The organism is Sphingosinicella sp. BN140058, assembly GCF_004135585.1.
Classification (GTDB): Bacteria; Pseudomonadota; Alphaproteobacteria; order Sphingomonadales; family Sphingomonadaceae; genus Allosphingosinicella.
Window position 1 is genome coordinate 5123475 of the sequence record NZ_CP035501.1, and the last position, 25075, is coordinate 5148549.

20 protein-coding genes and 2 tRNA genes are annotated in these 25075 nt (G+C 66.2%); 16 read left to right on the forward strand and 6 right to left on the reverse strand.

Annotated features, from left to right (window positions below; translation table 11 throughout):
- Position 1 precedes the first annotated feature (1 nt).
- A tRNA-His gene (locus tag ETR14_RS23255) sits at positions 2-78 on the forward strand.
- Between the two features lie 38 nt (positions 79-116).
- Complete coding sequence (locus ETR14_RS23260) at positions 117-1163, forward strand: Glu/Leu/Phe/Val dehydrogenase (RefSeq protein ID WP_129389613.1); 1047 nt, start codon at positions 117-119, stop codon at positions 1161-1163.
- 3 nt (positions 1164-1166) lie between these two features.
- Here the strand turns inward: ETR14_RS23260 and ETR14_RS23265 are convergent, their stop codons facing one another.
- Entirely contained in the window at positions 1167-2078 is a 912-nt protein-coding gene (locus tag ETR14_RS23265) for a DMT family transporter (protein ID WP_129389616.1), read from the reverse strand.
- A 170-nt stretch (positions 2079-2248) separates the two neighbouring features.
- Here ETR14_RS23265 and ccmC point away from each other — a divergent pair, with 170 nt between their 5' ends.
- From ccmC to ETR14_RS23305, 8 genes are all read left to right on the forward strand, one after another.
- Positions 2249-2965 (forward strand): heme ABC transporter permease CcmC, encoded by a 717-nt coding sequence (ccmC, locus tag ETR14_RS23270; RefSeq protein WP_129389619.1) that lies wholly within the window; start codon positions 2249-2251, stop codon positions 2963-2965.
- Positions 2962-3093 carry a heme exporter protein CcmD gene (ccmD, locus tag ETR14_RS23275; protein ID WP_129389622.1) on the forward strand — a complete coding sequence of 44 codons (132 nt, stop codon included), beginning with the start codon at positions 2962-2964 and terminating at the stop codon, positions 3091-3093. Before ccmC ends, ccmD begins: the two co-directional genes overlap by 4 nt.
- 10 nt (positions 3094-3103) lie before the next feature.
- The gene (gene ccmE / locus ETR14_RS23280) at positions 3104-3544 is read left to right on the forward strand and encodes a cytochrome c maturation protein CcmE (protein ID WP_129389625.1); all 441 of its coding nucleotides are present in this window, start codon (positions 3104-3106) and stop codon (positions 3542-3544) included.
- Positions 3541-5460 (forward strand): heme lyase CcmF/NrfE family subunit, encoded by a 1920-nt coding sequence (locus tag ETR14_RS23285; RefSeq protein WP_129389628.1) that lies wholly within the window; start codon positions 3541-3543, stop codon positions 5458-5460. Before ccmE ends, ETR14_RS23285 begins: the two co-directional genes overlap by 4 nt.
- Positions 5457-5984 carry a DsbE family thiol:disulfide interchange protein gene (locus tag ETR14_RS23290; protein WP_129389631.1) on the forward strand — a complete coding sequence of 176 codons (528 nt, stop codon included), beginning with the start codon at positions 5457-5459 and terminating at the stop codon, positions 5982-5984. Before ETR14_RS23285 ends, ETR14_RS23290 begins: the two co-directional genes overlap by 4 nt.
- Complete coding sequence (locus tag ETR14_RS23295; RefSeq protein ID WP_129389634.1) at positions 5981-6403, forward strand: cytochrome c-type biogenesis protein; 423 nt, start codon at positions 5981-5983, stop codon at positions 6401-6403. The genes ETR14_RS23290 and ETR14_RS23295 overlap by 4 nt, the downstream gene beginning before the upstream one ends.
- Positions 6403-7035, forward strand: a complete 633-nt coding sequence (locus ETR14_RS23300) for a tetratricopeptide repeat protein (protein ID WP_129389636.1) — start codon at positions 6403-6405, stop codon at positions 7033-7035. The genes ETR14_RS23295 and ETR14_RS23300 overlap by 1 nt, the downstream gene beginning before the upstream one ends.
- Positions 7036-7105: 70 nt before the next feature.
- Positions 7106-8254, forward strand: coding sequence for a serine hydrolase (locus ETR14_RS23305; protein ID WP_206185905.1), 1149 nt, complete (start codon positions 7106-7108; stop codon positions 8252-8254).
- Between the two features lie 56 nt (positions 8255-8310).
- Here the strand turns inward: ETR14_RS23305 and ETR14_RS23310 are convergent, their stop codons facing one another.
- Entirely contained in the window at positions 8311-8523 is a 213-nt protein-coding gene (locus ETR14_RS23310) for a DUF3072 domain-containing protein (RefSeq protein ID WP_129389642.1), read from the reverse strand.
- Between the two features lie 88 nt (positions 8524-8611).
- A complete protein-coding gene (gene ald, locus ETR14_RS23315) occupies positions 8612-9712 on the reverse strand; it encodes an alanine dehydrogenase (protein ID WP_129389645.1) in 1101 nt (366 codons plus the stop codon).
- Positions 9713-9873: 161 nt separating this feature from the next.
- Between ald and ETR14_RS23320 the strand changes: the two genes are divergently transcribed.
- Complete coding sequence (locus tag ETR14_RS23320) at positions 9874-11817, forward strand: potassium transporter Kup (RefSeq protein ID WP_371416726.1); 1944 nt, start codon at positions 9874-9876, stop codon at positions 11815-11817.
- Complete coding sequence (locus tag ETR14_RS23325) at positions 11814-12338, forward strand: 2'-5' RNA ligase family protein (protein WP_129389651.1); 525 nt, start codon at positions 11814-11816, stop codon at positions 12336-12338. The genes ETR14_RS23320 and ETR14_RS23325 overlap by 4 nt, the downstream gene beginning before the upstream one ends.
- Positions 12339-12359: 21 nt before the next feature.
- Here ETR14_RS23325 and ETR14_RS23330 read toward each other — a convergent pair whose 3' ends face one another.
- On the reverse strand, positions 12360-12782 hold the full coding sequence (locus tag ETR14_RS23330; RefSeq protein WP_129389654.1) for a DUF3775 domain-containing protein: 423 nt from the start codon (positions 12780-12782) through the stop codon (positions 12360-12362).
- A 231-nt stretch (positions 12783-13013) separates the two neighbouring features.
- On the opposite strand from ETR14_RS23330, the gene ETR14_RS23335 reads away from it, so the two are divergent.
- A tRNA-Met gene (locus ETR14_RS23335) sits at positions 13014-13090 on the forward strand.
- 444 nt (positions 13091-13534) lie between these two features.
- Here the strand turns inward: ETR14_RS23335 and galA are convergent.
- The gene (gene galA, locus ETR14_RS23340; protein WP_129389657.1) at positions 13535-16504 is read right to left on the reverse strand and encodes a beta-galactosidase GalA; all 2970 of its coding nucleotides are present in this window, start codon (positions 16502-16504) and stop codon (positions 13535-13537) included.
- 38 nt (positions 16505-16542) lie between these two features.
- On the reverse strand, positions 16543-17280 hold the full coding sequence (locus tag ETR14_RS23345; RefSeq protein WP_129389660.1) for a GntR family transcriptional regulator: 738 nt from the start codon (positions 17278-17280) through the stop codon (positions 16543-16545).
- Positions 17281-17528: 248 nt separating this feature from the next.
- Here ETR14_RS23345 and ETR14_RS23350 point away from each other — a divergent pair, with 248 nt between their 5' ends.
- Genes ETR14_RS23350 through ETR14_RS23360 form a run of 3 tightly spaced genes read left to right on the forward strand, consistent with a single transcriptional unit; the run spans position 17529 to position 25073 of the window.
- Positions 17529-20141, forward strand: coding sequence for a glycoside hydrolase family 2 protein (locus tag ETR14_RS23350; protein ID WP_129389663.1), 2613 nt, complete (start codon positions 17529-17531; stop codon positions 20139-20141).
- Complete coding sequence (locus ETR14_RS23355; protein WP_129389665.1) at positions 20138-22702, forward strand: glycoside hydrolase family 3 C-terminal domain-containing protein; 2565 nt, start codon at positions 20138-20140, stop codon at positions 22700-22702. Before ETR14_RS23350 ends, ETR14_RS23355 begins: the two co-directional genes overlap by 4 nt.
- A gap of 52 nt (positions 22703-22754) precedes the next feature.
- A complete protein-coding gene (locus ETR14_RS23360; protein WP_129389668.1) occupies positions 22755-25073 on the forward strand; it encodes a GH92 family glycosyl hydrolase in 2319 nt (772 codons plus the stop codon).
- Positions 25074-25075: the final 2 nt, after the last annotated feature.

Genomic DNA, 25075 nt, shown 5'->3' on the forward strand with positions numbered 1-25075 from the left:
GGCGATCGTAGCTCAGTTGGTCAGAGCACCGGTTTGTGGTACCGGGGGTCGCGGGTTCAAGCCCCGTCGATCGCCCCATTTGCGCAGCATCCCCTAGAGCCCAGCAGGATCACCCGATGCAGTCGCCGTGGGACTATCCCGACTTCGACGATCACGAGATCGTTCATTTCGTCCATGATCGCGCAAGCGGCCTCCGGGCGATCATCGCGGTCCACTCCACCCATTTGGGGCCCGGCGCCGGCGGTGTCCGCTTCTGGCATTATGCCGACCCTGGCGACGCCCTGCGCGATGCTCTGCGCTTGTCGCGGGGAATGAGCTTCAAGAATGCCATGGCCGGGTTACCGCTCGGCGGTGGCAAGGCGGTGATCCTGGCCGATCCGGCGCGCACCAAGACACCCGAGATGCTCGCCGCTTATGGCAAGGCGGTCGAGAAACTCTCCGGCTCCTACGTGACCGCCGAGGATGTCGGGATCACGGTCGCCGATCTCGACGCGGTCTCGAAGCACACCCGCTTCATCGCCGGACTGCCGGTCGGCGAGGGCGAGGTCGGCGGCGATCCGGGACCGCATACCAGCTATGGCGTATTCCTCGGCATCAAGGCCGCAGTTCGCCGCGCGCTCGGCAAGGACAGCCTTGCCGGCCTTCACATTGCCATGCAGGGCGCGGGCAGCGTCGCCGGCGGGGTCGCGCGCCGTGCCGCTGCCGAAGGTGCCCGGATCAGCCTTACCGACATCGATCGTGCCCGTGCCGACCGGCTCGCTGCCGAGACCGGGGCGAGCGCGGTCGCGCCCGACGAGATCGTGACGCTGGAAGCCGACGTGTTCAGTCCCAATGCCCTCGGCGCGATTTTGACCGAGGAAACGATTGCGGGCCTCAAGGTTCCGATCGTCGCCGGGGGGGCTAACAACCAACTCGCCACGCCCGCGGACGGCCAGCGCATCCATCAGCGCGGCATCCTCTATGCTCCGGACTACGTGATCAATGCCGGCGGCATCATCAACGTCTCGTCCGAATATCTCCGCGACGCCGATGCGGCCGGGGTCAAGAGCCGCGTCGAGCAGGTTCCGGTGCGTCTGGAGCAGATCTGGTCGGAAAGCGCCGCCACCGGCCGCAACCCGGCCGAAGTTGCCGACGACATGGCGAAGCGGCTGATCGGCCGGTAGACCTCAGCCCCCGGCCGCTTCCGTCTTGGCGGCGTCGCGGCCAAGCTTGTGTTCGCGGTAGACCGTATAGAGGCCGCTGCCGACGATGACGGCGGCGCCCGCCCAGGTCGTTGCGGCGGCATGATCGGCGAAGAGCAGCCAGCCGAACAACACCGCCCACAGCAATTGGGCATAATCGAACGGCACCACCACCGACACGGGCGCGAAGCGCAGCGACGAGGTCAGCAGCAGCTGGCCGATGCCGCCGACTGTGCCCAGAGCAAGCAGAATCCCCCAGGTCGTCGCATCGTGCGCGCTGCCGTAGAATGGCAGGAACAGGCCGAGCACCAGGACGGCGAGGCAGGTGAACCAGAGGACGGTGGTCTGGGTATGCTCGGTCCGGCCGATCTGGCGGATGGTGATGGTGACGATGCCGCTGCCGAACGCGCCGCCGATCGCCAGCGCCAGCCCGACCATCGGCATCCGATCCCCCTCCGGCCGCATCACGATCATCACGCCGATGAGGCCGATGAAGACGGCGGTCCAGCGATGCACGCCGACTTTCTCCTTGAGCACCGCGGCCGAGAGAATGACCGCAAACAAAGGGGCCGCGAACCCGATCGTGGTCGCCTCTGCCAACGGCAGGTAGGCGAGGGCGCTGAAGCCCATCATCATCGTCGTCAGGCCGATCGCGGCCCGCCACGCATGGGCGCCCGGGCGGGTTGTGCGCCAGGCCGTCCAGTTGCGGCTGAGGGCGATCCACAGGATCAATGGCGGCAGGCCGAAGGCGAAGCGGTAGAAGCCGATCTCGATCGTCGGCAGGCCATGCATGTGGGCGAGCTTGATCAGAGCGGCCATGCCCGCGAAGCAGGTCGCGGCACACAGCCTGAGCGCGATGCCGGCAAGCTTATTCTGTTCGGGGCGGAGGGAAGCCATTGCGTGAGGCCTTGCGCTGCGACATGCCGGCCGCGCAAGTCCGGGCCTTTACTGTCGAGATCCGACGCGCCCGAGCGGTGGCGACTAGGTAAACCGCCGGATTTCGCTTTCGTGCCAAAGGCGCGAAGCGCTTTCCCGACAGGCGATCACGCTCTAGAGGGAGGGACAAAATGCACATCTTCGCGAACCCTGCCCGCTTTCTGAAGATCGCGCGACCGCTCACGCCCGTGCTGGGCTGGGGCGGAGCGCTGCTGATTCTCGGCGCACTCGGGGTCGGCCTGTTCGTTGCGCCGCGCGATTATCTTCAAGGCGAGAGCGTCCGCATCATCTACGTCCATGTGCCCGCAGCCTGGCTCGGCATGGGCGGCTGGACGGGGCTGGCGGTCGCCAGCTTCATGCAGTTGGTGTGGCGTCATCCGCTGGCGGCAGTCGCCGCCCGTGCGATCGCGGTGCCGGGTGCCGTGTTTGCAGCGATCTGTCTCGTCACCGGTTCGCTCTGGGGCAAGCCGACTTGGGGCACCTATTGGCAATGGGACGCGCGGCTGACGTCGATGCTGATCCTGCTCTTTCTCTACATCGCCTATATCGCGCTCGACGACGCCGAGCGGGAGCGGGGCGGGGAGGGGCGGATCGCCGCCATTTTCGGCCTCGTCGGGGCGATCAATATTCCGATCATTCATTATTCGGTCGAATATTGGAACACGCTCCACCAGGGCCAGAGCATCTCGTTCCTGCGCGCGAGTTCGAGCATCGACGGCTCCATGCTGTGGCCGCTGCTCGTCTCGGCGCTCGGCTTCACCCTGCTCTTCGGAGCGATCGTGCTGATGCGAATGCGCGCGGCGCTTGCCCGACAAAAGGTCGAAGCCCGCCTCAGGAGACTTTCGTGAGCCATTGGACCTTCATCCTCGCCGCTTATGCGCTGACGGCGATCGGCACAATCGGTCTCGTCTGGTCCAGCTGGGCGGCGATGCGCCGGGCTGAGCGCCAGGTCGATGCCCTGCGCGGCGAGAGATGAGGATCCGGCGGTGAAGCCAAAGACCCAGCGCCTGTTCCTGCTCATCCTCGCCATCGTCGCCGTGCTGGCGGCGGTGCTGCTCGCCATGTCGGCGCTCAAGGATCAGGCCGCCTATTTCTACGCGCCGGCCGATGTTGCGCGTGAAGGTGCGCCGCAGGGCCGCAATGTTCGCATCGGCGGCATGGTCAAGGAAGGGTCGATCCGACGCGCCGCCGACGGCGTGACGATCGCCTTCGTGGTCGGCGACGACAGCCCCCACACGATCGCCGTGCGCTACCGCGGCATCGTCCCCGATCTGTTTCGCGAGGAAAGCGGTGTCGTCGCCGAAGGCCGGTTCCAGCCCGACGGGCTGTTTGTCGCGGACGAGATCCTGGCAAAGCATGACGAGAATTACATGCCGCCGCAGCTCGACGCCAAAAAGGGCGAGCACAAGAGCGAGAGCCTGAAGTGATTGCCGAAACCGCGCTTGCGGCGCTCTGGCTCGCGGCAGCGATGTCGGTCCTGCAATTGCTGTTCGGGGTGGTCGCCTTGCGGCCCGGCGGCGGCGAGGTGACCTCGGCCATGCGGCCGATCGCGGTCGCGCAGGCGCTGCTGGTCGGGCTCTCCTTTCTGCTGCTGATCCAGCTGTTCCTGCGCACCGATCTTTCGGTCGGCCTGGTCGCGGCAAACAGCCACACGATGAAGCCGTGGCTGTACAAGGTCGCCGGCGCGTGGGGCAATCATGAAGGCTCGATGCTGCTGTGGGTGACGGTGCTCGCCATCGCCGGCGCCGCAGTGGCCCTGTTCGAGCGCCGGCTGGACGAACGGACGCTGATCGCGACGCTGGCGGCCCAGGCGGCGATCGGGCTCGGCTTCTACGCCTTCCTGCTTTTCTCCTCCAATCCGTTCGAGCGGTTGTTCCCTGCACCGCTGGAAGGCAATGGCCTCAATCCCCTGCTTCAGGATCCGGGTCTCGCCTTCCATCCGCCGACTTTATATTTCGGCTATGTCGGGATCTCGATCGCTTTCTCGTTCGCCGTCGGCGCTCTGATCACGCGCGACGTCGGTCCGGCCTTCGCACGGGCGATGCGCCCATGGGTGCTCGCCGCCTGGATCTTCCTGACGCTTGGCATCACGGCCGGCTCCTATTGGGCCTATTACGAACTCGGCTGGGGCGGCTGGTGGTTCTGGGATCCGGTCGAGAATGCGTCGCTGATGCCGTGGCTGGCGGCCACGGCGCTGCTGCATTCGGTAACCGTGCTTGCAACCCGCGATGGCCTGCGTGCTTGGACGGTGATGCTGGCGGTGGTCGCCTTTTCGATGTCGATGATCGGCACCTTTCTCGTCCGGTCGGGAATTCTCACCTCGGTGCACAGCTTCGCCGTCGATCCGGAGCGCGGAGCGTTCATCCTTGCGCTGCTTGCGCTCTACATCGGCGGGGCGCTCGCTCTGTTTGCGCTGCGGGTGGGGACGGTGAAGGAGGGATCTACCTTCGATCTGGTCAGTCGCGAAGGGGCGCTGGTCGCCAACAATCTGTTTCTGTCGGCGATTCTCGGGATCGTCTTTGTCGGCACCCTGTACCCGCTGCTGATCGAGGCGCTCGCGGGCGAGAAGCTGTCGGTAGGGCCGCCCTATTTCAACAGCGTCGCAGGGCCAATCGCCTTGGCGCTGGTGGCGGTGATGGGGGCTGGTCCGCTGCTGCGCTGGCGGCGTGACCGGGTGACCGATCTGGTCCGGCGCCTGGCGCTTCCGCTGGCGATCACCGGCCTTGCGCTGCTTGCATTGCTGCTGCTCGCCCCGGGGCTTGGCATTCTGCCGCTGGTGGGGCTGGTCGTCGCCTTCGGCGTCGGCGCTGCCAGCCTCGCGCCTCTCTGGAAGCGCAACCTGCGGCGGACGCCGCTGTTCACCTGGGGCATGGTGATCTCGCACCTGGGCATCGCCGTCAGCCTCGCCGGCATGGCCTCCGAGGCGGCGTTCACCAAGGAGACCCTGATCGCTGCCCGGCCGGGCGAGACGGTTCGCGTTGGTCCGTATGCCTTGCGGTTCGACTCGGTGGCGCCGATCGCAGGCCCCAATTGGACCGCGATGGAGGCGACGCTGACCGCTCGCCGGGGAGATGGCGGAGGGTTCGTGCTGCGGCCGCAGGCGCGGACCTTCAATGCGCCGCGCACGGACACCAGCGAGGCAGCGATCGCCACCCGTCTCGATGGTCAGCTTTACACCGTGATCGGCAAGGCCGACGAGGGCGGACGCTGGCAGCTGCGCCTTTGGTGGAAGCCCTTCGTCACCTTGATCTGGCTCGGTGGCGCGCTGGTCGCCTTCGGCGGGCTGCTGTCGCTTATCGGCCGCGTTCGCCGTCGTCGCCGCGACGGGGAGAGCCACGCATGAGACGGATTCTGCTGTTCCTGCCGCTCGGCGCCTTCGTCTTGATCGTTGCCGTGTTCGCGTTCCGGCTGCATGCCCCGGGCGATTCGATCGTCCGGTCCCGCATGATCGGCAAGCCAATGCCCGCTTTTGTCCTGAAGGCGATGGTCGGCAGCCATCCCGGTCTGACTGCTGCCGACCTGCGCGCCGGCCGGCCCCGTCTCGTCAATGTGTTCGGAAGTTGGTGCATTCCCTGCCGCGCCGAGGCCCCGCAACTCGAGACGCTGAAGGCGCGCGGCCTCCCGATCGACGCGATCGCAATTCGCGACACGCCGGGCGACGTCGCCGCGTTCCTCAAGGATTATGGTGACCCGTTTCAGCGCATCGGCGACGATCCGCGCAGCCAGGTGCAGTTCGCGCTCGGGTCATCGGGCGTGCCGGAGACGTTCGTCGTCGATGGGAGGGGCATCATCCGTCACCAGCATATCGGCGACATTCGACCGGAGCATGTCGACGAGATCGTCAAGGCGTATGAGGCGGCGCGATGAGGCGCCAGCCGGCCTTGCGCCTGTCCGTCTTGCTCCTGCTCGTTACCGGCGTGCCTGCGGCCGGCCAGCCGACGACTCCCCCTGCGCCCTACGCCTACCGCCAACTCGAAAATCCGCAGCAGGAAGCGCAGGCGAAGGCGTTGATGGAGAGTTTGCGGTGCCTTGTCTGCCAGGGCCAGTCGATCGCCGACAGCGACGCCGACATGGCGGGTGACATGCGCTCGATGGTGCGGGAGCGGATCAAGGCCGGTGAGAAGCCGGAGGCGATCCGGACCTGGCTGATCGAACGCTACGGCAGCTGGGTGAGCTACAAGCCGACGGTTGAGCCGGTCACCTGGCCGCTCTGGGCGGCGCCGATCCTGCTCCTCCTCGTCGGCCTGTGGCTGGCGCGCGGGCGGTTCCGGCGAAGGACACGCTGATGGGCTGGTTCATCATCCTGATCATGGCCCTGCTGGTATTTGCTTCGCTTTGGCATTTCGCCAGGCTGGAGAAGGGGCCGCTGCAGTTCGTCGCAGCGGCCCTGCTGCTCGCGCTCGCCGGCTATGCCTGGCAGGGACGGCCGAACCTGGAAGGTGCGCCGCGCCGGATGGAGGTTGCGGAGAAGCAGCCGGACAGTCCGTTCATGGCGCTGCGCCGGGAGATGTTCGGCCAGTTCGACAGTGCGGACCGTTGGCTGATCCTGTCCGAAAATTATCGTCGTAGCGGCAAGACCCAGGACGGTGCCGCGATCATCCGTTCGGCGCTCCGCGCCCATCCCCGGAACGTGACCTTGTGGATCGGCTACGGCGACGCCCTGGTCGCGCATGGCGGCGGCACCCTGACTCCCGCGGCGGAATTCGCCTTTCTGCGCGCCGCGGCGCTGGCGCCGAAGCATCCGGGACCCTCGCTCTTCTACGGCATCGCACTTGCGCAGAGCGGGGACTTCGTACGTGCCGAACAGCAATGGCGGCGCGCTTTGGCCCTGGCACCGGCGAACGCCTCATGGCGCGCGGAGCTGGTGCGTCAGCTCGGAATGATCGATCGGGCGAGGGCGGCCGGACAGATCCGCTGATTGCACCTGTGCGGACCTGATGCTACGTTTGTAGCATGAGCGTGGCCGGGGGGATCTCGTGCGCAATGGATTGCTGCGATTGCTGCTGTCGTCGAGTGTTTTGCTCGCCCAGGGCGCGGATGCCGGCGTGACCCGTGCCGATGTCGAGCGGGAGGCGGAACAGGCACTGCGCGACACCGGTGCGCGCGGGCTGGCGATCGCGCTGATCGAAGACGGCAAGGTGGTGCATGCCGGCAGCTTCGGCGTGCGCAATGCGGCGGGCGCGCCGCTCGAGACAGACACGATCATGTACGGCGCCTCGCTGACGAAGGCGGTGTTCGCCTATTACGTCATGCAGCTGGTCGACGACAAGCGGATCGCGCTCGACACACCGATCGATCGTTACCTTGCCAAGCCGCTGCCCGACTATCCCGCCGATCCGCGCTACGGGCCCTGGCCCGATCTCGCCGGTGACGAGCGCTGGCGAACGCTGACGCCACGCGTCCTGCTTTCCCATGGCGGCGGCTTCCCGAATTTCGAATGGGACGAACCCGACGGCAAGCTGCGCATCCACTTCGATCCGGGCAGCCGCTATGCCTATTCCGGGACCGGCATCATCTTGCTGCAGTTCGTGCTGGAGCAGGGCCTCGGCCTCGATGTCGGCAAGGACATCCAGCGCCGGATCTTCGATCCGCTCGGCATGGCCGACACCAGCCTGATCTGGCGCCCGACTTTCGCCGCAAACCTCGCCGACGGGTTCGATGTGGCCGGCAAGGTCGAGCCGCATGACGAGCGAAGCAAAGTGCGCGCCGCGGGATCGATGGACACGACCATCGCCGACTTCGCCAAGTTCGCAGCTGCCTATGTGCGCGGGTGGGGCCTTTCGGCTTCCGCCCGCGCCGAGTTGGTCAAGGCACAGCTGCCGATCACCACCGCAAGCCAGTTTCCCTCGCTCCAGCCAGAGGCTCCGCCGGCGCAGCGTCGCGCCGATCTCGCCGCCGGGCTTGGCGTGATCGTGTTCGACGGGCCGCAAGGCCGCGGCTTCATGAAGGGCGGCCATAACGACACCACCGGCAACAGCTGGGTGTGCGTGGAGAAAGGCCGTCGCTGCGTCATCCTGCTCGCCAACGACGTCCGCGCGGAGCCGGCCTTTGGTCGCATCGTCGAGACGCTGATCGGTCCGACGGGTGCGCCATGGCGATGGGAGTATGGCGGAATGACGCTGCTCGGCGCGCCTTAGCGCCAAGGCGGGGCTCTCGCCGCAGGAGACGAAAGCCCCTATGCCGCCGGATCCGGTCAGTGGTCGACGCCGCGTCCGGTTTCCTGCTGAAGTTCGTCGATCTTCTTCGAAGCTTCGGCCTTGCTGAGCTCCGGATCGAACTCCTCGCCGGCCTCTTGTGCCAGGGTCTTCAGGTAGGAGGCCTGCGGCGCCGTCATGCTCTCGTCGCCGGTAACCCAGTCGTCGGGATCCTTGGCAGCGGCCTGATTGGTGTCGTTGCGATCGGACATGGCTGAACTTTCCGTTGAGGGAGACATGGCCGAAGCACCGCCTCGGCCTTTCTCCATCAACGGAAATGTTCCAGATTTGTTCCGGCGCTCAGGCCGGTACGAAGTCGAGGTCGAGCGCCTCTGCCACCGCCTGGTGACGTATCTTGCCGCCGGAGACGTTGAGTCCGTTGGCGAGGTGCGAATCCTCCGCCATGGCAGCCTCCGCGCCCAGATTGGCGAGGCGCAGCACGAACGGCAGCGTCGCGTTGTTGAGCGCAAAGGCGGAGGTGCGGGCGACCGCGCCCGGCATGTTCGCGACGCAGTAGTGGATGACGCCGTCGACCTCGAAAACCGGATCCTCATGGGTGGTGGCGCGCGACGTTTCGAAACAGCCCCCTTGATCGATCGCAATGTCGACCAGCACCGACCCGCGCTTCATCGTCTTCAGCATGTCGCGCGTGACGAGCTTCGGCGCGGCCGCCCCGGGGACGAGCACCGCGCCGATCACCAGTTCCGCCTCGCTCACGGCTTTGGCAATCGCCGCCTTCGAGGCGTAGGCCGTCTTGATCTGACTGCCGAAGAACATGTCGAGTTCGGCGAGACGGGCATTCGAGATGTCGTAGATGGTGACGTCGGCGCGCATGCCGACCGCCATTTGCGCCGCATTCACGCCGGAGACGCCGCCGCCGAGGATCGCGACTCGCGCCGGCGCGACTCCCGGAACGCCGCCGAGCAGGACGCCGCGGCCGCCCTGCTCCTTTTCGAGATAGTGCGCGCCGACCTGGATCGACATACGCCCGGCAACCTCGGACATCGGCTTGAGCAGCGGCAGCGAGCGGTCGTGCGACGTCACCGTCTCATAGGCGATGCAGGTGGCCCCGGACGCCATCAAACCCTCGGCCTGCGGCTTGTCCGCGGCGAGATGGAGATAGGTGAACAAGAGATGCCGGGATTCGAGGAGAGCGATCTCCTGTGCCTGCGGCTCCTTGACCTTGACGATCATGTCGGCACCGGCAAACACCTCTGCCGCCGTCGCGACGATGCTTGCTCCGGCCTTCACATATTCCTGATCGTCGAAGTCGATGCCGAGCCCGGCACGGGTTTCGACGATCACTTGGTGGCCGGCACTGGCCAGCTCGGCAACGGATGCCGGGGTCAGCCCGACTCGGAACTCGTTGTTCTTGATCTCTTTCGGCACGCCGACGCGCATCGGAGGCTCTCCATCTATTTTATGATGGCGCGGCTATAGACCGGCTCGGTGATTTTGTCGCCGTTGCGAAGGGGAGGCGCAGCGTGCTAAGCGCGGCGCGCCTGGCGGGGCCAGTGCGCGAGACGTGAAGGATATCGAGGGCTTAACCGCCTTCAACACCCATGAACGACACTGCCGCCGCCCAATCGCCAGCTCCCGACATGCGTTCGGAGTCCCATGCTCAGCACGGCAGCATCGTCGCGCTCGCCGTGTCTGCGATCGGTATCGTCTTCGGCGATATCGGAACGTCGCCGCTCTACGCCTTCCGGGAGACCTTCTCCGGTCACCACAAGCTCGCGCACGGGCCGCAGGAGATTGTCGGCGTACTCAGCCTGATCTTCTGGTCGATGATGATCGTGGTGACGTTGAAGTACGTCGCCGTGATCATGCGAGCCGATAACAAGGGGGAGGGCGGCAGTCTGGCGCTGCTCGCGCTCATCAACCGCAAGAGCGAGCGTAGCGGGCCGCGCAAGTGGACGGCCGGAATCATCCTGCTCGGGGTGTTCGCCTGCGCGCTCTTCTACGGCGACAGCATGATCACCCCCGCGATTTCCGTGCTGTCGGCGGTCGAGGGTCTCACGACCGTCCAGTCAAGCTTCGAGCCGTTCGTGCTGCCGGTTGCGGTCGGGATATTGGTCGGCCTGTTCACGATACAGTCGGTCGGCACCGCGCGAGTCGGCGCCTTTTTCGGCCCGATCATGCTGGTCTATTTCCTGACCCTGTCGGTGCTCGGCATCATCCACATCGTCGACCGGCCGGCGATCATCCTCGAGACGATCAACCCGCTCAACGCGATCAACTTCTTCATCGTCGACGGTTGGGCAGCCTTTCTCGCGCTCGGATCGGTGGTTCTCGCCGTGACCGGTGCCGAGGCTCTCTATGCCGACATGGGCCATTTCGGCCGCAAGCCGATCGGCTTGTCCTGGCTGTGGTTCGTGCTGCCGAGCCTGATGCTGAACTATATGGGGCAGGGTGCGATGATCCTGACGCTCGATCCGGCCGCGGCCGACGAGACGATCAAGAACCCGTTCTTCCTGCTCGCGCCCGAGATGCTGCGGCTGCCGCTGGTGATTCTCGCGACGCTCGCCACGATCATCGCCAGCCAGGCGGTGATTTCCGGCGCCTTCTCCGTCACCCAGCAGGCGATGCAGCTCGGCTTCATCCCGCGTCTGCGCATCCTCCACACCAGCGCGTCGGCGGCGGGTCAGATCTATATTCCGGTGATTAACTGGGCGCTGCTGGTCATGGTGACCCTGCTCGTCCTGTTCTTCCAGAATTCGAGCAACCTCGCCGCGGCCTATGGCATTGCGGTGACGGGGGCGATGTTCATCGACTCCTGTCTGCTCGCCGTGGTGCTGTTCTCGCTCTGGAACTGGCGCCCGATCTTCGCGGTGCCGCTGCTCGCGCTCTTTTTCCTGGTCGACATCGCCTATTTTGCCGCCAATCTGACCAAGGTGCCCGACGGCGGCTGGTTCCCGCTGCTGATCGGCCTGATCGCCTTCACCCTGCTCACGACCTGGGCACGCGGACGCCAGCTGATGCTGGCGCGGATGCGGGAGGCCTCGATGCCGGTGGAGATCTTCGTCAGATCGGCGGCAAGCAGCGCCACCCGGGTACCGGGCACCGCCGTGTTCATGACCACGACGCCGGACGGCGTTCCCCATGCGCTGCTGCACAATCTCAAGCACAACAAGGTGCTGCACGACCGGGTCATGCTGCTGACCGTGAAGATCGAGGATGTGCCGTTCGTCGAGGAGGATCGCCGCTTCGATCTCACCGATCTCGGCAGCGGCTTCTACCGTCTCGTGCTTCGGTTCGGTTTCATGCAGGAATCGGATGTGCCTGCGGCGCTTGCCCGTGTCGAGACCTGCGGGCCGGCCTTCAAGATGATGGACACCAGCTTCTTCCTGGCCCGGCAGACGCTGCTCGCCTCGGCTCGCCCGGGAATGTGGATCTGGCGCGAACGCCTGTTCGCCTGGATGCTGCGAAACGCCGAAAGCGCGATGGAATTCTTCAAGCTGCCGCCGAACCGGGTCGTCGAGCTCGGCAGCCAGGTGGAAATTTGAGGTCCGAGGACGGTGCAGCGACGGCGCCGGTGATCGTCACGGCGACGTTCGGAGACGGCGACAATGGCTGGCTGCAGGAGCTTCGCCGCGCGCACTTCCCGCCGGAGCGCAACCAGGTCCCGGCGCATCTCACCTTGTTCCACCATCTGCCGCCGAGCGTGATCCGCGAGCTCGATCAGCGGCTTGCCCGTCACGCGGCGATGGCCGCGCCGCGCGCCGCTGTCGGCGGGATCATCGATCTGGGTGGGGGCACGGCGCTGCGCGTCGACAGCGCGGAACTGGAGGACATACGCCACGATCTCGCGGAGGCGCTGCGCGGCTTGCTGACCCCGCAGGATCAGGCGCCGTGGCGTCCGCACGTCACCATTCAGAACAAGGTGGAGCCGCGTGAGGCGAAGCGCCTTCAGCAGCAGCTGCGCGCCACCTTCACGCCGCGCCCGCTGGCCATCCGGGGATTGGCCACCTGGCACTATCTCGGCGGGCCCTGGGCGCCGCTCAAGACCTACGTCTTTCGCGGCTGAGAGGCGCCCCTCCGGCCTCCGTCAGTCCAGCTGGCCGACGCCGTCGCAGCTATAATCGAATGCGGCGAGGCCGGCTTCGAGATGCGATGCGAGCAGGGGCATGTCGAGCAGCTCGTCGATCGCGCTTTCGGGATCGTTCTCGCCGGCTTCGGCGAAAGCGTCGTCCCATTCGCTGACGTCGAACGTGCCGCGACCCACCCAGGCCAGGGCGAGCGTCTCCGACAGCTGATCGTCGGCGAGATCGTCCAGCGTCGCGCGGAGTTCCTCCTCGACGTCGTTCAGTTCGTCTTCGAGCGTCGATAGCGCGCCGGCGCCGCTGTCGTCGTCGAAATCGTCGACGTTGTCGGCGTCTTCATCCGGATCCTGTGCCGGCACCTGCGCTTCGTTCTCGCGCGCCCGGATGATGATCCGGCAAAGCGTCTCGAGAGGGGTTAACAATTCCATCGCCACGTCTCCATTTTCGCCCGGCTAACGACAAAGGGCGCGGCGGAGTTCCCGAACGTTCCGGGACGGAAAGGATATAGCGTCCGAAATTGTGTCTTCGGCGTGACGGATCGGGCGCCTTTGGCCTTCGTGCCTGCTGGATCATGACCCGCGAGAGCCTAGTTGACGCTGCGCGAGGCCGTGCCTATAGCCCCGCCACGCCCGCTGCCGAGCAGCGGTGCGGCGCCTTGGGGCGGAGTAGCTCAGCTGGTTAGAGCAGCGGAATCATAATCCGCGTGTCGGGGGTTCAAGTCCCTCCTCCGCTACCACGAAAAAGCTTGCTCTCTAAAAGGGTTGGCAGGCTTTTTTATGCCCTGAACGGACCCGCAGGAAGGCCTCAGAAGGCCCAAAAAGGGCTTGGAGAGGGGACACTGGGGGTTAGTGAGCCGCCCATCAAAATACCGTAGATTCCGCGTGTCGATGTGTTACCCTCTTGATTGCGAACCGATATTTTGTGCGTTTTTGAACACGCGGATTTTCCTGACGAAAATTCCGCTGTTCTAGACCGACTAAGCTGTTCTAATTCGAGGGTACAAAGGTCGGGTGATGGATTCTTTCGAGCCCAGCGGCCCGCAACGCTTGGCGGGCTAGTCTACGAATATTGCTCATAGGGGGTGGTAGCAGAGAGAATCCAATAAAAGAAAGGTGTCGTGCATTTGTGTGCGAGCGGGTCTCGCATCGCAGCGTTTCCGCCGCTCCTTGGCCGGTCGGAGCTAGGGCAACATGCCTTTGGCCAGAGACGCGGCCATCCCGGGCGTGGAGTGACTCGTCCACCGTCGGCGCGTGCTGATCGAAACCGCGCCCAGCAATCCGGACGGGGCATCGGCCGGCTCCTCGACGATCAGCACGATGTTGCGCGGCCCCGCGCCGGACGGCAGCCGGGCGGTGAGCGGGCCAGGCGCCGCGCCGCTCTTCGAGGCGAGCTTGACGCCGTCGACCCAGAGCTCGGCAGATCCGCCCACATCCATGAAATCGATTCGTCCGCCCTGCGCCGCCACTTTCTTCCAGGGCATTATCTGAGTCCGATACACGCGCCAGCCGGCCCCGGGTGTCGCCGGGGTTGCGATACCGCTGCGCACGAAATCCCAGCTGTTGTTGTCGCCGTCGGGCGGCGCCAGGCTGGGCAACGGACGTTCGGCAAGTCGAGGCGAGCGGCGCCACTCGCGGATTGCGAACGTGGCCGCCGTGGCCGCCACCTGCGCCCGCGGCGGCACATCGGCCCGGTCGATACTCAGCGTCGCCGGCCTGAGCCCGTCTGCCGACGCCTTGATGGTGATGCGACCTCGGCCACTGGCGGCGCGGACGATAATCTGGGCGAGGCCGTTGAACAGGGACCGCGTGCCGCTGCCGGGCGCCGTCTGTTCGGGCTCATGGCTGTTGGGATCGCCATTCCCGATCCCGATTATGGTCGCCCCATCGACCGTGAAGCGCGTCAGCAGGTTGGCGGTGGGAACATGACGCCCCTTGGCATCGACAGCGTCGATGGTGACGGGCTGGGCATCTTCGTCGTCTCCGGCCATCGCGGTCCGAGTCGGGGTGAGACGCAGTGCGACGGGTCGGCCGGCGGTCTCGTGCACCGCCCGTGCGACAACCTTGCCGCTCCGCATCGCAATCGCCTCGATCCTTCCCGGTGCATAGGGGACCGTCCAGCTGTTGCCCATGATCCGGTCGACGGGCTGCGTTCCAAGCTGTCGGCCGTTCAGGCGCAGGGACACCGTGTCGGCATTGCTGCTGACGAAGACCTTGATTTTTTCGCCCTCACGGCCCGGCCACGTCCAGTGGGGCGCGATCGCCACCACGGCTTCGTCGTCGATCCAGTGGGCGCGATGGATGTCGAAGGCGGTCTTCGGGAAGCCGCACAGGTCGAGGATGCCGAAGAAGCTCGAGATGGTCGGCCACTCATGCGGGGTCGGCTCGCCATGATAGTCGAAGCCGGTCCAGACGAAGCCGCCGGCGACGAAAGGGCGCTCGGCGATCGCTTTCCAGCTGTCGCGGTGGGTGCCGCCCCAGCTCGCCGCTTCCTCGTCATAGGACGTGATGACATGACCGGCCTTGTCGGTCGCGAAGGCGCCGCGCGTTTCGAATGCGCTGGTGTCTTCCGAGCTGGTCATCGGCTTGGCCGGGTTGAGGCGGTGGAACTTGTCGTAATCGGCCTGATAATAATTGAACCCCATGACGTCGACGACGGTCGAGACGTTGGCGGGATTGTAGAAAGCGCCGTTCATCGCCGCAGTGATCGGGCGGGCGCGGTCGAGCCGGTGGACCGCTGCCGACATTCGCCGGACCATTTCGACACCGGCTTCGGTGCCCTGCATGGGCTCCTCGTTGAACACCGACCACAGGATCACGCTCGGATGATTGCGGTCGCGGCGAACCAGCCATTCCAGCTGAGCGAGGTAATCGGGAGCTGGGTTGAAGATCCGGTTCTCGTCCATGACGAGGAAGCCCATCCGGTCGCACCAGTCGAGCAACTCGGCGGCCGGCGCATTATGGGACATTCGAATTGCATTGCAGCCCATCGCCTTCAGCCGCTCGAGCCGCCACGCCATCAGCGAGTCCGGCACGGCCACGCCGACTCCGGCATGGTCCTGGTGAAGGCACACGCCCTTGAGCTTGACCGGCCGATCGTTGACGAACAGCCCCCGGTCGGCATCGAAGCGGATCGTGCGAAAGCCGATCGCGATACGGCGCTCGTCGACGGCGGCCCCAGCGCGGATGACGCGGGTCTGAACGGTATAGAGGATGGGGGTCTCGACGGACCAGAGGCTCGGCGCTCCCGGATCGAGCATGAGCCGCGCCTCGGCCCGATCGAGAACTGGAATTGTCACCTCGGCACGCGCAGTGGATATCTGGCGACCTTCGGGATCGAGGAGGATCGCCTCGACCGTCACGGGTGCCGCTTCGCGTTCGATGTTGGCGAGGGTGGCGGTAACCGGCACCTGCCAGTGCGCGTCGGCGCTTCGCACCGGATTGCAATGGACGCCGTCGGTGACGATCGCGACCGGCGCGCGCCGCACCAGCCAGACATGGCGGTAGAGGCCGGCGCCTTCGTACCACCAGCCTTCCTTGGCGTCGGCGTCGACCCGAATGGCGATGATATTCTCCTCGTCGCCGAATCGCGCGAACGGCGTCAGATCGACATGGACGCTGTTATACCCGGACCAATTGTGGGCGACGAGGCTGCCGTTCACCCACAGCGTGGCGTTGGTCGCGATGCCGTCGAAGTGCAGTTCGATCGTCTTGCCGCGATCGGCGGGATCGAGCCGCAACATGCGGCGATACCAACCGATACCTCGCCGGCGGAAGCCCTGGGAGACGTTGGCGTTCTGCTCGAAGGGCTGCGCGGCGGCCCAGTCATGCGGCAGCCGCACCTCCGCCCAATCGCTGTCGTCGTAGAGCATCGCGGCGGCGCCGCGGGCATTGCCGGCCTTGACGCTGAGATAGGTGTCGTTGTGTCCCTGCGGCTCGGGTGTCGGGATGTCGCCTTCATGGAATCGCCAGCCGAGTTCGAGAAGCGTGCGCGACGGATCGGTCTCGGGAAGGCGCTGCAGCAGGCGCCGTTGCGGCGCCGGCATCGGGAAACCGTCGGCGACATCCCGGCCGACAGGCGCCGCGCTTACGGGTGCGATGCCGAGCAGGGCGCCGGCGCTGGCGCTGCCGAGAAGAAGTTCGCGTCGGTTCACAGTTCAAGCTCCTGGACGGCCGCTGCGGGCCCTGAGGGTCAGACGTCGCTCAGTTCCGCGACGAAATCGTAGGCGTCGCCACGATAATAAGAGCGGGTGACTTCGGCGGGACGGCCGTCGCGCAAGAAGGCGCGGCGTTCGATAAGAAGGCCGGCATGCCCCGGATCCACTCCCAGCATCCGCGCGTGTTCGCCGCCGAAGGGTACGGCGCGAAGTCGCTGGATCGCGCGGACCGGGCGCGTGCCCGCTTCTTCCAGTGCGATATAAAGGGAGTCCTTCACGGCACCGACGGACGGCAGGCAGTAACCGGCGACGGTGGAGAATTCGAGTGCCATCGGCTCTTCGTCGGCAAAGCGGATGCGCGCGAAGCGCAGCACCGGCGCCGCCGGCGACAGGCCGAGCATCAGTGCCTCTTCGGGATTTACCTGACCGGCACCGCGCGAGATCCAGCTGCTGCTCGCCCTGCGACCGCGTGCCGCCATGTCCTCGGTGAACGACGTCAATTTGGAAAAGCTCTTTTCGACCCGCCCGGCAACGAAGGTCCCGGCACCCCGACGCCGGGTGAGCAGGCCCTCCTCGACCAAGCCGCCGATCGCCTTGCGAACGGTGATGCGGGAGACGTCATATTCCGCGGCAAGCTCGCGCTCCGGCGGGATCGCATCGCCCTGCGCCAACACATGGCCGTCGATTGCGTCGCGGATCAGCTGCTGCAGCTGAAGATAGAGTGGAGACGGATTGTTGGTTCGGAATCGACCCACCTGTTCCGAAAAGGTCATCGTTCCTCCCCCCGGCTCCGCCCTCGCGCTTCTTCTTGTTAAGCGTCGCTACCGCAAGCGGGACCGTTCGGCAACTCGCGACCCCGGCCTATATTGGTCTTATCCTTTTGACAAATAGCGGGTGAAAAATTGTCGCGAACGGGCGGAAATGCGGCGAAAGATCCACCGGACCTATTGTGAGCAATGACATAGATTGGTTACACGCCCGCCGAGCGCCGCATCCGAGCGGCGCATGGCGGAGGCTGATCATGGTATCTTTTCGGGCGCGCAGGATCGCGGCCCTGAGCGGCGCGGCACTGCTGTTCGCATCGGCACCCGCATTATCGGCTGGACGCGACACGATTGCGCTCGACGGGCCATGGCAGGCGCGTATCGACCCACGCGACAGCGCGGCCGCGAAGGCGCATCCGCAGGAAGCCGACTGGTTTGCGGCGCATGTTCCCGGCAGCGTCCAGCAGGATCTGATCGCCGCCAAGCGCGTGCCCGATCCGTTCAAGGGCACCAACGAAGCCGCGATCCAGTGGGCCGGTCTCACCAGTTGGCAGTTCCGACGGGTGATCGACGTGACACCGGCGATGCTGGCACGAGACCATCTCGATCTCGTTTTCGAGGGGCTCGACACCTTCGCCACCATATCGGTGAACGGCACCAGATTGCTCAGCACGGGCAACGCGCACCGCCGCTGGCGGGTGGATGCCAAGCCGGCGCTCAGGGCCGGACGAAACGAGCTGCTGATCGAGATCGCGTCGCCGATCCGCACCTTGCAGCCGCAAGTGCTAGCCGATGCCAACCCGCTGCCCGGCGAGTATGAATCGGCGTTCGGGGACGAACCCAAGGGCAAGCAGACATCCCCGTACATCCGCAAGCCGAAATACCATTATGGCTGGGACTGGGGTCCCCGGATCGTTTCGATCGGGATCTGGCGTGCCGTGCGGCTGGAGGGGTGGGACGATGCTCGGGTGGACGGCTTCCGGATCGACCAGGAAGCGCTCAACCAGGCCGAGGCGAGACTGGTCGCGCGTTACCGCATCGTCGCGGACGAGGATGGTGACGTCCGGCTGCGCACCACGCTGACGGCACCCGACGGCACCGAACAGACGGTCGAGCGAACCGCACATGTTGCTGCCGGCGCCAACGAGGTCAGCGTCCCGCTCGCCGTCGCAGCGCCAAGGCGGTGGTGGCCGGTCGGCTATGGCGATCAGCCGCTCTACCGTGTCGAAGGTAGCGTCGCCGATGCCGAAGGCGAGATCGACCGGGTCGAGCGCAAGATCGGCCTTCGCACGGTCGAGCTGATCCGCAAGGATGGCAGCTTCGGTTTCAAGGTCAACGACGTGCCGATCTTCGCCAAGGGCGCCAATCTGATCCCGTTCGACATGTTCCCGGCCCGCGTTCCGACTGCGCAGATGCGCCATCTGGTCGAGAGCGCGCGCGACGCGAACATGAACATGATCCGGATCTGGGGCGGCGGCTATTATCTCGACGACACCTTCTACGAGATTGCGGACGAACTCGGCATGATGATCTGGCAGGATTTTATGTTCGGCGGCTCGGTTACCCCGCCGGAGGCGGCCTTCCGGCACGACGTTCAGATCGAGGCCGAAGAGCAGGTCGAGCGGCTGCAGCCGCATCCGTCGGTGGTCGTGTGGGCCGGCAACAACGAAGTCCTTTCAGGCTGGGAGAATTGGTCCGATCGCAAGGCGTACAAGAAGAAGGTCGGCGCGGACGAGCAGGAGCGGATCGGGGTCGGCATGGCAGTGCTGTTCGATCGCGTGCTCCGCGATGCGGTGCTGACCCGGTCGCCGGGCATACCCTATTGGCCGGGATCGCCATCGACCGATTACGAGGGGCCCACCGACACCGACAAGGATGGCGATCGTCACTTCTGGGATGTGTGGTCGGGATCGAAGCCGGTCGAGCGTTACCTCGACAGCTGTCCCCGCTTCATGTCCGAATATGGGTTCCAGGCCATGCCCGATCTCTCGACGATCCGGAACTTCGCCGGGAAGGGGGCGCTCGCAATCGACAGCCCGGTGCTGAAGGCCCACCAGAAGTTCCTCGCAGGCGAGGGCAATGCCCGCCTGCAAATGTATCTCGATCAGCGGTTGCGGCCGGCGCGCGACTTTGCCGACCTCGTCTACCTGACCCAGGTCAACCAGGCCCAGGCGATCGACATGGCGGCGCGGCACCATCGCGCCTGCCGCCCCGTGACGATGGGATCGCTGTTCTGGCAGCTCAACGACACCTGGCCTGCAATCTCCTGGGCGAGCATCGACTATGAGGGGCAATGGAAATTGCTTCATCATGCCACCCGCCGCTTCTTCGCGCCTCAGGCGATCGTCACCGAGCATCGCAACGGCAGCACTCGGGTCGCGCTCGTCTCCGACGCGACCACGCCCGTGCAAGCCGAATGGCGCATCCGTGCATTCGACATGGCGGGGAAGCCGCTTGCCGACCGTCGCGAAGCGATCGTGCTCGCGCCGCTGAGCGCGCGTGACGTCGCCGCCATCCCGGATGCAGAGCTGTTCGCGGACGCCGATCCCAAGGCAAGCTACGGCGTTGCCGAGCTGCTGGTGGATGGGCGCAGCGTATCGCGCACGATCATAGAGCGGGTCGCGCCCAAGGACATGGATTATGCGCCGCCGGGCCTCTCCGCCCGTTGGGACGGCAAGACAGTGACGATCACCGCAAAGGCGCTCGCCCGCGCCGTGATGCTCGATTTCGGCGCCGTCGCGGCGCAGCCGAGCGATGATGGTTTCGATCTGTTGCCGGGCGAGAGCGTGACCATCGAGGTGCGCTCCGACGCCTCCGCCGCGGCCCTCCGCCGCGCGCTTACGCTCCGCAGCTTGGGGCCGCAGGCATGATCCCGTTGCTGCTGCTCGCCGCTGCGGCAGAGCCCGATCCGCAGGCGATCTCCGCTGCCCTGGCGACGATGACGATCGAGGAGAAGGCCGCCCAGCTCCAAAGCACGGCGCCCGCCGATGCAGAGGCGGGGCTGCCTGCCTTCGATTGGTGGAATGAAGGCCTGCACGGTCTCGCCCGCAACGGTTACGCGACCGTGTTCCCGCAGGCGATCGGGCTCGCCGCAACCTGGGACGTCGAACTGCTCGGCAAGGTCGGCGATGTCGTCGCAACGGAGGCGCGCGCCAAGTTCAATGCGGCCCCGCGCGATGCCGATCGCCGCATCTATGAGGGGCTGACGATCTGGTCGCCCAACATCAACATCTTTCGCGATCCGCGTTGGGGACGCGGACAGGAGACCTACGGCGAGGATCCGTATCTGACGGGGCAGCTCGGAACCGCCTTCATCCGCGGTTTGCAGGGCCCCGATCCGGCCCACCCGAAGGTGATCGCGACTCCCAAGCACTTCCTCGTCCACAGCGGCCCCGAAGCCGGGCGCGACGGCTTCGACGTGGACCCTAGCCCGCAGGATCTCGAATCCACCTATTTGCCGGCCTTTCGAATGGCGGTCACCGAGGGCAACGCGCGCTCGCTGATGTGCGCCTACAATTCGCTGCACGGCGTTCCGGCCTGCGCACTGCCCGACATGATGATCACCAGGCTGCGCAAGGATTGGGGGTTCACCGGCTTCACGGTCTCCGACTGCGACGCCGTCGCCAACATCCACCTGTTCCACCATTATCGCCTGGACGGCGCCGCCGCGGCTGCGGCCGCGCTGCGGGGCGGCACCGATCTCAACTGCGGCTCGGCTTACGCCGCGCTGCCGCAGGCGGTGAAGCGCGGGCTCGTCACCGAGGCGGAGCTCGATACCGCGCTGACCCGCGCGCTCGCCGCGCGACAGGCGCTCGGTACCATCCTTGGCGGCGACAGTCCGTGGAACGCGATCAAACCGGATACGGTCGGAACGCCTGCCCATCAGGCGCTTGCGCTTGAGGCCGCGCGCAAGGGCATCGTGCTGCTCAAGAACGATCCCGGCCGGTTGCCGCTGAAGCCGGAAAGCCGGATTGCGGTGATCGGCGCCGGTGCCGACGATCTTGCCGTGCTCGAAGCCAATTATCACGGCACGGCCAAGGCGCCTGTAACTCCGCTGGAGGGTATCCGACGCCAGTTCGGTGCTGCGAGCGTCCGCTACGCGCAGGGATCGGTCATGGCCGACGGCGCTCCGGTGGTGATCCCTGAAACGGCGTTCGAGGCGCACGGCAAGCCGGGCCTGCGTGCCGAATATTTTGCCGGTTCCGCAATCGCCGGCACGCCGGTCGCGGTTCGGCAAGATCGCCGGATCGACTTCAACTACACGCGGGTCGCGCCGCTGCCGCAGCTCGACGCCAAGGGCTTTGCCGTCCGCTGGTCTGGCGCGCTCGTGCCGCCCGGTGCGGGCCGCTACACCCTCGCGATCGACATCCCGGCCTGCTGGAAGGATTGCACCGCCCACGACGCGGTGCGCCTGTGGATCGACGGCAAGCCCCTGCATCAGGGGGCGCTCGGCAAGGGTCGCGTCGAGATCCCGTTCGAAAGCGACGGCCGTCGTCACGATTTTCGCCTTGAGCTCGATCATCAGGGCGAGGATGAGGGGCTGCGCCTGATGTGGCTGCCTCCGGCCGAGCCGATGCTCGCGCAGGCGGTCCGCGCGGCCGAGGAGTCGGACGTGATCGTCGCGGTGCTGGGGCTCTCGCCCGATCTGGAGGGCGAGGCCTTGCAGGTGATCGTTCCGGGCTTCGTCGGCGGCGATCGTACCGACATATCGCTGCCGCCGGCGCAGCAGCGCCTGCTCCAGAGCCTGCGCGACACCGGCAAGCCGGTCGTCCTCGTCCTGACCAGCGGCAGTGCCGTCGCCGTCGATCCGGCGATGGCCGACGCGATCCTCGCCGCCTGGTATCCGGGCGAGGCGGGCGGCACCGCCATCGCCGAGACCCTGGCAGGCCTCAACAATCCGTCCGGCCGTCTGCCCGTCACCTTCTACAAGAGCGCGTCCGACCTGCCCGCCTTCGTCGATTACGGGATGAAGGAGCGGACCTACCGCTTCTTCACCGGATCGCCCTTGTGGGGCTTCGGCCATGGTCTCAGCTACACGAGCTTCGAATATGGCGAGGCGCAGGCCAAGGCGGCCGGCACCAACGCTCCGGTCGAGATCAGTGTGCCGGTGCGCAACAGCGGCGGCAGGGCAGGGGACGAGGTCGTCCAGGCCTATGTCGTGCCACCCGGCGGCGAGCGGGGTGGCCTGACCACACCCGTCCTTCAGCGCCAACTGGCGGGGTTCCGCCGGGTGAGCCTCAAGCCGGGGAAGAGCGCGACCGTGCGCTTCACCCTCGATGCGCGAAGCATCAGCACCGTCTCCCGCGACGGTACCCGCCGGGTCCTGCCCGGCACCTACCGCCTGTGGCTCGGCGGTGGCCAGCCCGGTGACGGCGCCGGTGTCTGGACCGAATTCGCCCTGGGCGGCGAAGCGCAGGCGCTGCCGAAATGATCGATCGACGTACCTTTGCCGACACCCGGCCGCGCCTTCTCCAGGAGCCCTTGTGAACCTTACCCGCCGTCAACTTCTCGCCAGCACGGCCGTAGGCCTCGCGGCTGCCGCCGCTCCTGCGGCCGCAGCGGGGCCGCGCCGTGCGGCCCCCAATCTGTTCATCGGCACGGGCGGACACGGCCATACCTATCCTGGACCGACCATGCCGTTCGGCATGGTTCAGTTGGGGCCCGACACCGATGTCGAGCGCTGGGATGCCTGTTCGGGCTATCATCGCACCGACACCTCGATCATCGGCTTCTCGCACACCCATCTTTCCGGCACCGGCATCGGCGACATGCTCGACGTTCTGGTCGCGCCCGGCCGCGGTCCGGTGCAGCTTCAGCGGGGAACGCTCGAAGATCCCGACAGCGGCTACCGCCAGCGTTTCTCGGGCGAGCATGCCGAGCCGGGCTATTATCGGGTGGCGCTGGAGAGCGGCGTCGAGGCGGAGCTGACCGTCACCGATCGGATCGGCTGGCACCGCTATCGTTTTCCCAAGGGACAAGGGCATCTGTTGATCGACCTTTCCCATCTCGTCCTCGATTCGCGCCCGACCTCGCCGCTGATCGACGAGGCGTTGCTGGAAGTGGATTCCGCCGGAACCTTGACGGGCACGCGCCGCGTGTTCCGCTGGGCCAAGGGACGGCGAATCTTCTTCGCGATGCAGCTCTCGCGCCGGCCCGACCGGATCAGCTTCTATGGCGACGGCGATGCCGAGCAGCCGGCGGGCGCGACCCGGGTGGCGGGGCGGCGGCTCAAGGCGGTGCTGCATTATGACGATGCCGGAGCGGCGCCGATCCTGGTGCGCTGCGCGATCTCTGCTGTCGATTTGGAGGGTGCGCGTGCCAACCTCGCCGCCGAAGCGACGAGCTGGGATTTCGATGCCGTGCGGCGTCGGGCGATCCGTGCATGGGACGATGCCTTGGCACGGGTGCGGGTGGAAGGTGGCACTGCCGACCAGCGCACGATCTTCTCGTCGGCGCTCTACCACGCCCAGGTGGCGCCGACCTTGCTGTCGGATGTCGACGGACGCTATCCGGGCCTGGATGGGAAGGTTCAGCGGGCTCCGCAAGGCCAGGCCGCATTCAGCAGCTATTCGCTCTGGGACACCTATCGCGCCGTCCATCCTTTGCTGACCCTGGTCGCCCCGGAACGCGCCAAAATCCTGGTCGACGATCTCATCCGCCAGACGACGCAATCGCCGTACGGCCCTTTGGTTTGGCCGCTGCAGGGCAAGGAGACCGGCACCATGATCGGCTGGCACGGCGTGGTGCCGCTCGCCGAAGCCCAGGCCAAAGGCATCGAGGCGGATTATGCAGCCGCCTGGCCGGCCATCCGCCGCCGAAGCTTCGATTTCACGGCGCCGGACAAGGACAGCAGCCACGGACGCGACCTCTATGACCGGCTCGGCTACGTTCCGGCCGACAAGGTCAACGAGAGCGTGAGCCGCACCCAGGAATATGCCTATGACGATTGGGCCTCGTCGAAACTGGCATTGGCATCCGGCGTACCCGACGATGCCGCACGGCTGCTGCGCCGCTCCGCCAACTGGCGCAACGTGATCGATCCCGCCGTTGGTTTCGCCCGTCCGAAATTTGCCGATGGGAAATGGTGGGCGCCTTATGATCCGATCCAGCTCGGCCACATGCCCACGCCGGATTGGCGCGATTATACCGAAGCCAATGGCTGGCAGGCGACCTTCCTCAATCAGCACGACATATACGGTCTGATCGCGCATCTCGGCGGAGATGCGAAGTTCGAAGCGAAGCTGGACGCCCTGTTCACCGCGCCGTCGGAGCTTCCCGAGAATGCGCCGCCCGATATTGCCGGGCTGGTCGGCCAATATGCGCATGGCAACGAGCCGGATCAGCATGCGCCCTACCTCTATTCCTATGTCGGCGCGGCCTGGAAGACACAGGCGATGGTGCGCCGCCTCTGCACGGAAATGTACCGCAACGATCCCGATGGCATCATCGGCAATGACGATTGCGGGCAGATGAGCGCCTGGTTCGTCTTCTCGGCGCTCGGCTTCTATCCGGTCGACCCGGTGGAGGCGGTCTACGTGTTCGGCTCGCCCTTGTTCGAGCGCGCCGAGCTGGCGCTGGGCAGGGGGCGCAAGCTGGTCGTCGAGGCGCCCGGCAATGGACCCGACACGCCTTATGTCGCCGCGGTGGAGTTCAACGGCCGTCCCTGGACGCGGAGCTGGATCGCCCATCGCGATCTCGCCGCCGGCGGCACTCTGCGCTTCACCATGGCGCGCACGCCCAACCGCGCCTTCGGCCGCAGCCAGGCCGATCGCCCGCCATCGTTCGGCCGTGCGCCGGCCTGAGA

Coding starts and splice junctions, on each gene's coding strand:
- ETR14_RS23265 (WP_129389616.1), bottom strand. CDS start 2,078: ATGGCTTCCCTCCGCCCCGAACAGAATAAGCTTGCCGGCATCGCGCTC.
- ETR14_RS23350 (WP_129389663.1), top strand. CDS start 17,529: ATGGTATCTTTTCGGGCGCGCAGGATCGCGGCCCTGAGCGGCGCGGCA.
- ETR14_RS23290 (WP_129389631.1), top strand. CDS start 5,457: ATGAGACGGATTCTGCTGTTCCTGCCGCTCGGCGCCTTCGTCTTGATC.
- ETR14_RS23310 (WP_129389642.1), bottom strand. CDS start 8,523: ATGTCCGATCGCAACGACACCAATCAGGCCGCTGCCAAGGATCCCGAC.
- ETR14_RS23355 (WP_129389665.1), top strand. CDS start 20,138: ATGATCCCGTTGCTGCTGCTCGCCGCTGCGGCAGAGCCCGATCCGCAG.
- ETR14_RS23320 (WP_371416726.1), top strand. CDS start 9,874: ATGAACGACACTGCCGCCGCCCAATCGCCAGCTCCCGACATGCGTTCG.
- ccmC (WP_129389619.1), top strand. CDS start 2,249: ATGCACATCTTCGCGAACCCTGCCCGCTTTCTGAAGATCGCGCGACCG.
- ald (WP_129389645.1), bottom strand. CDS start 9,712: ATGCGCGTCGGCGTGCCGAAAGAGATCAAGAACAACGAGTTCCGAGTC.
- ETR14_RS23295 (WP_129389634.1), top strand. CDS start 5,981: ATGAGGCGCCAGCCGGCCTTGCGCCTGTCCGTCTTGCTCCTGCTCGTT.
- ETR14_RS23345 (WP_129389660.1), bottom strand. CDS start 17,280: ATGACCTTTTCGGAACAGGTGGGTCGATTCCGAACCAACAATCCGTCT.
- ETR14_RS23260 (WP_129389613.1), top strand. CDS start 117: ATGCAGTCGCCGTGGGACTATCCCGACTTCGACGATCACGAGATCGTT.
- ETR14_RS23330 (WP_129389654.1), bottom strand. CDS start 12,782: ATGGAATTGTTAACCCCTCTCGAGACGCTTTGCCGGATCATCATCCGG.
- ETR14_RS23300 (WP_129389636.1), top strand. CDS start 6,403: ATGGGCTGGTTCATCATCCTGATCATGGCCCTGCTGGTATTTGCTTCG.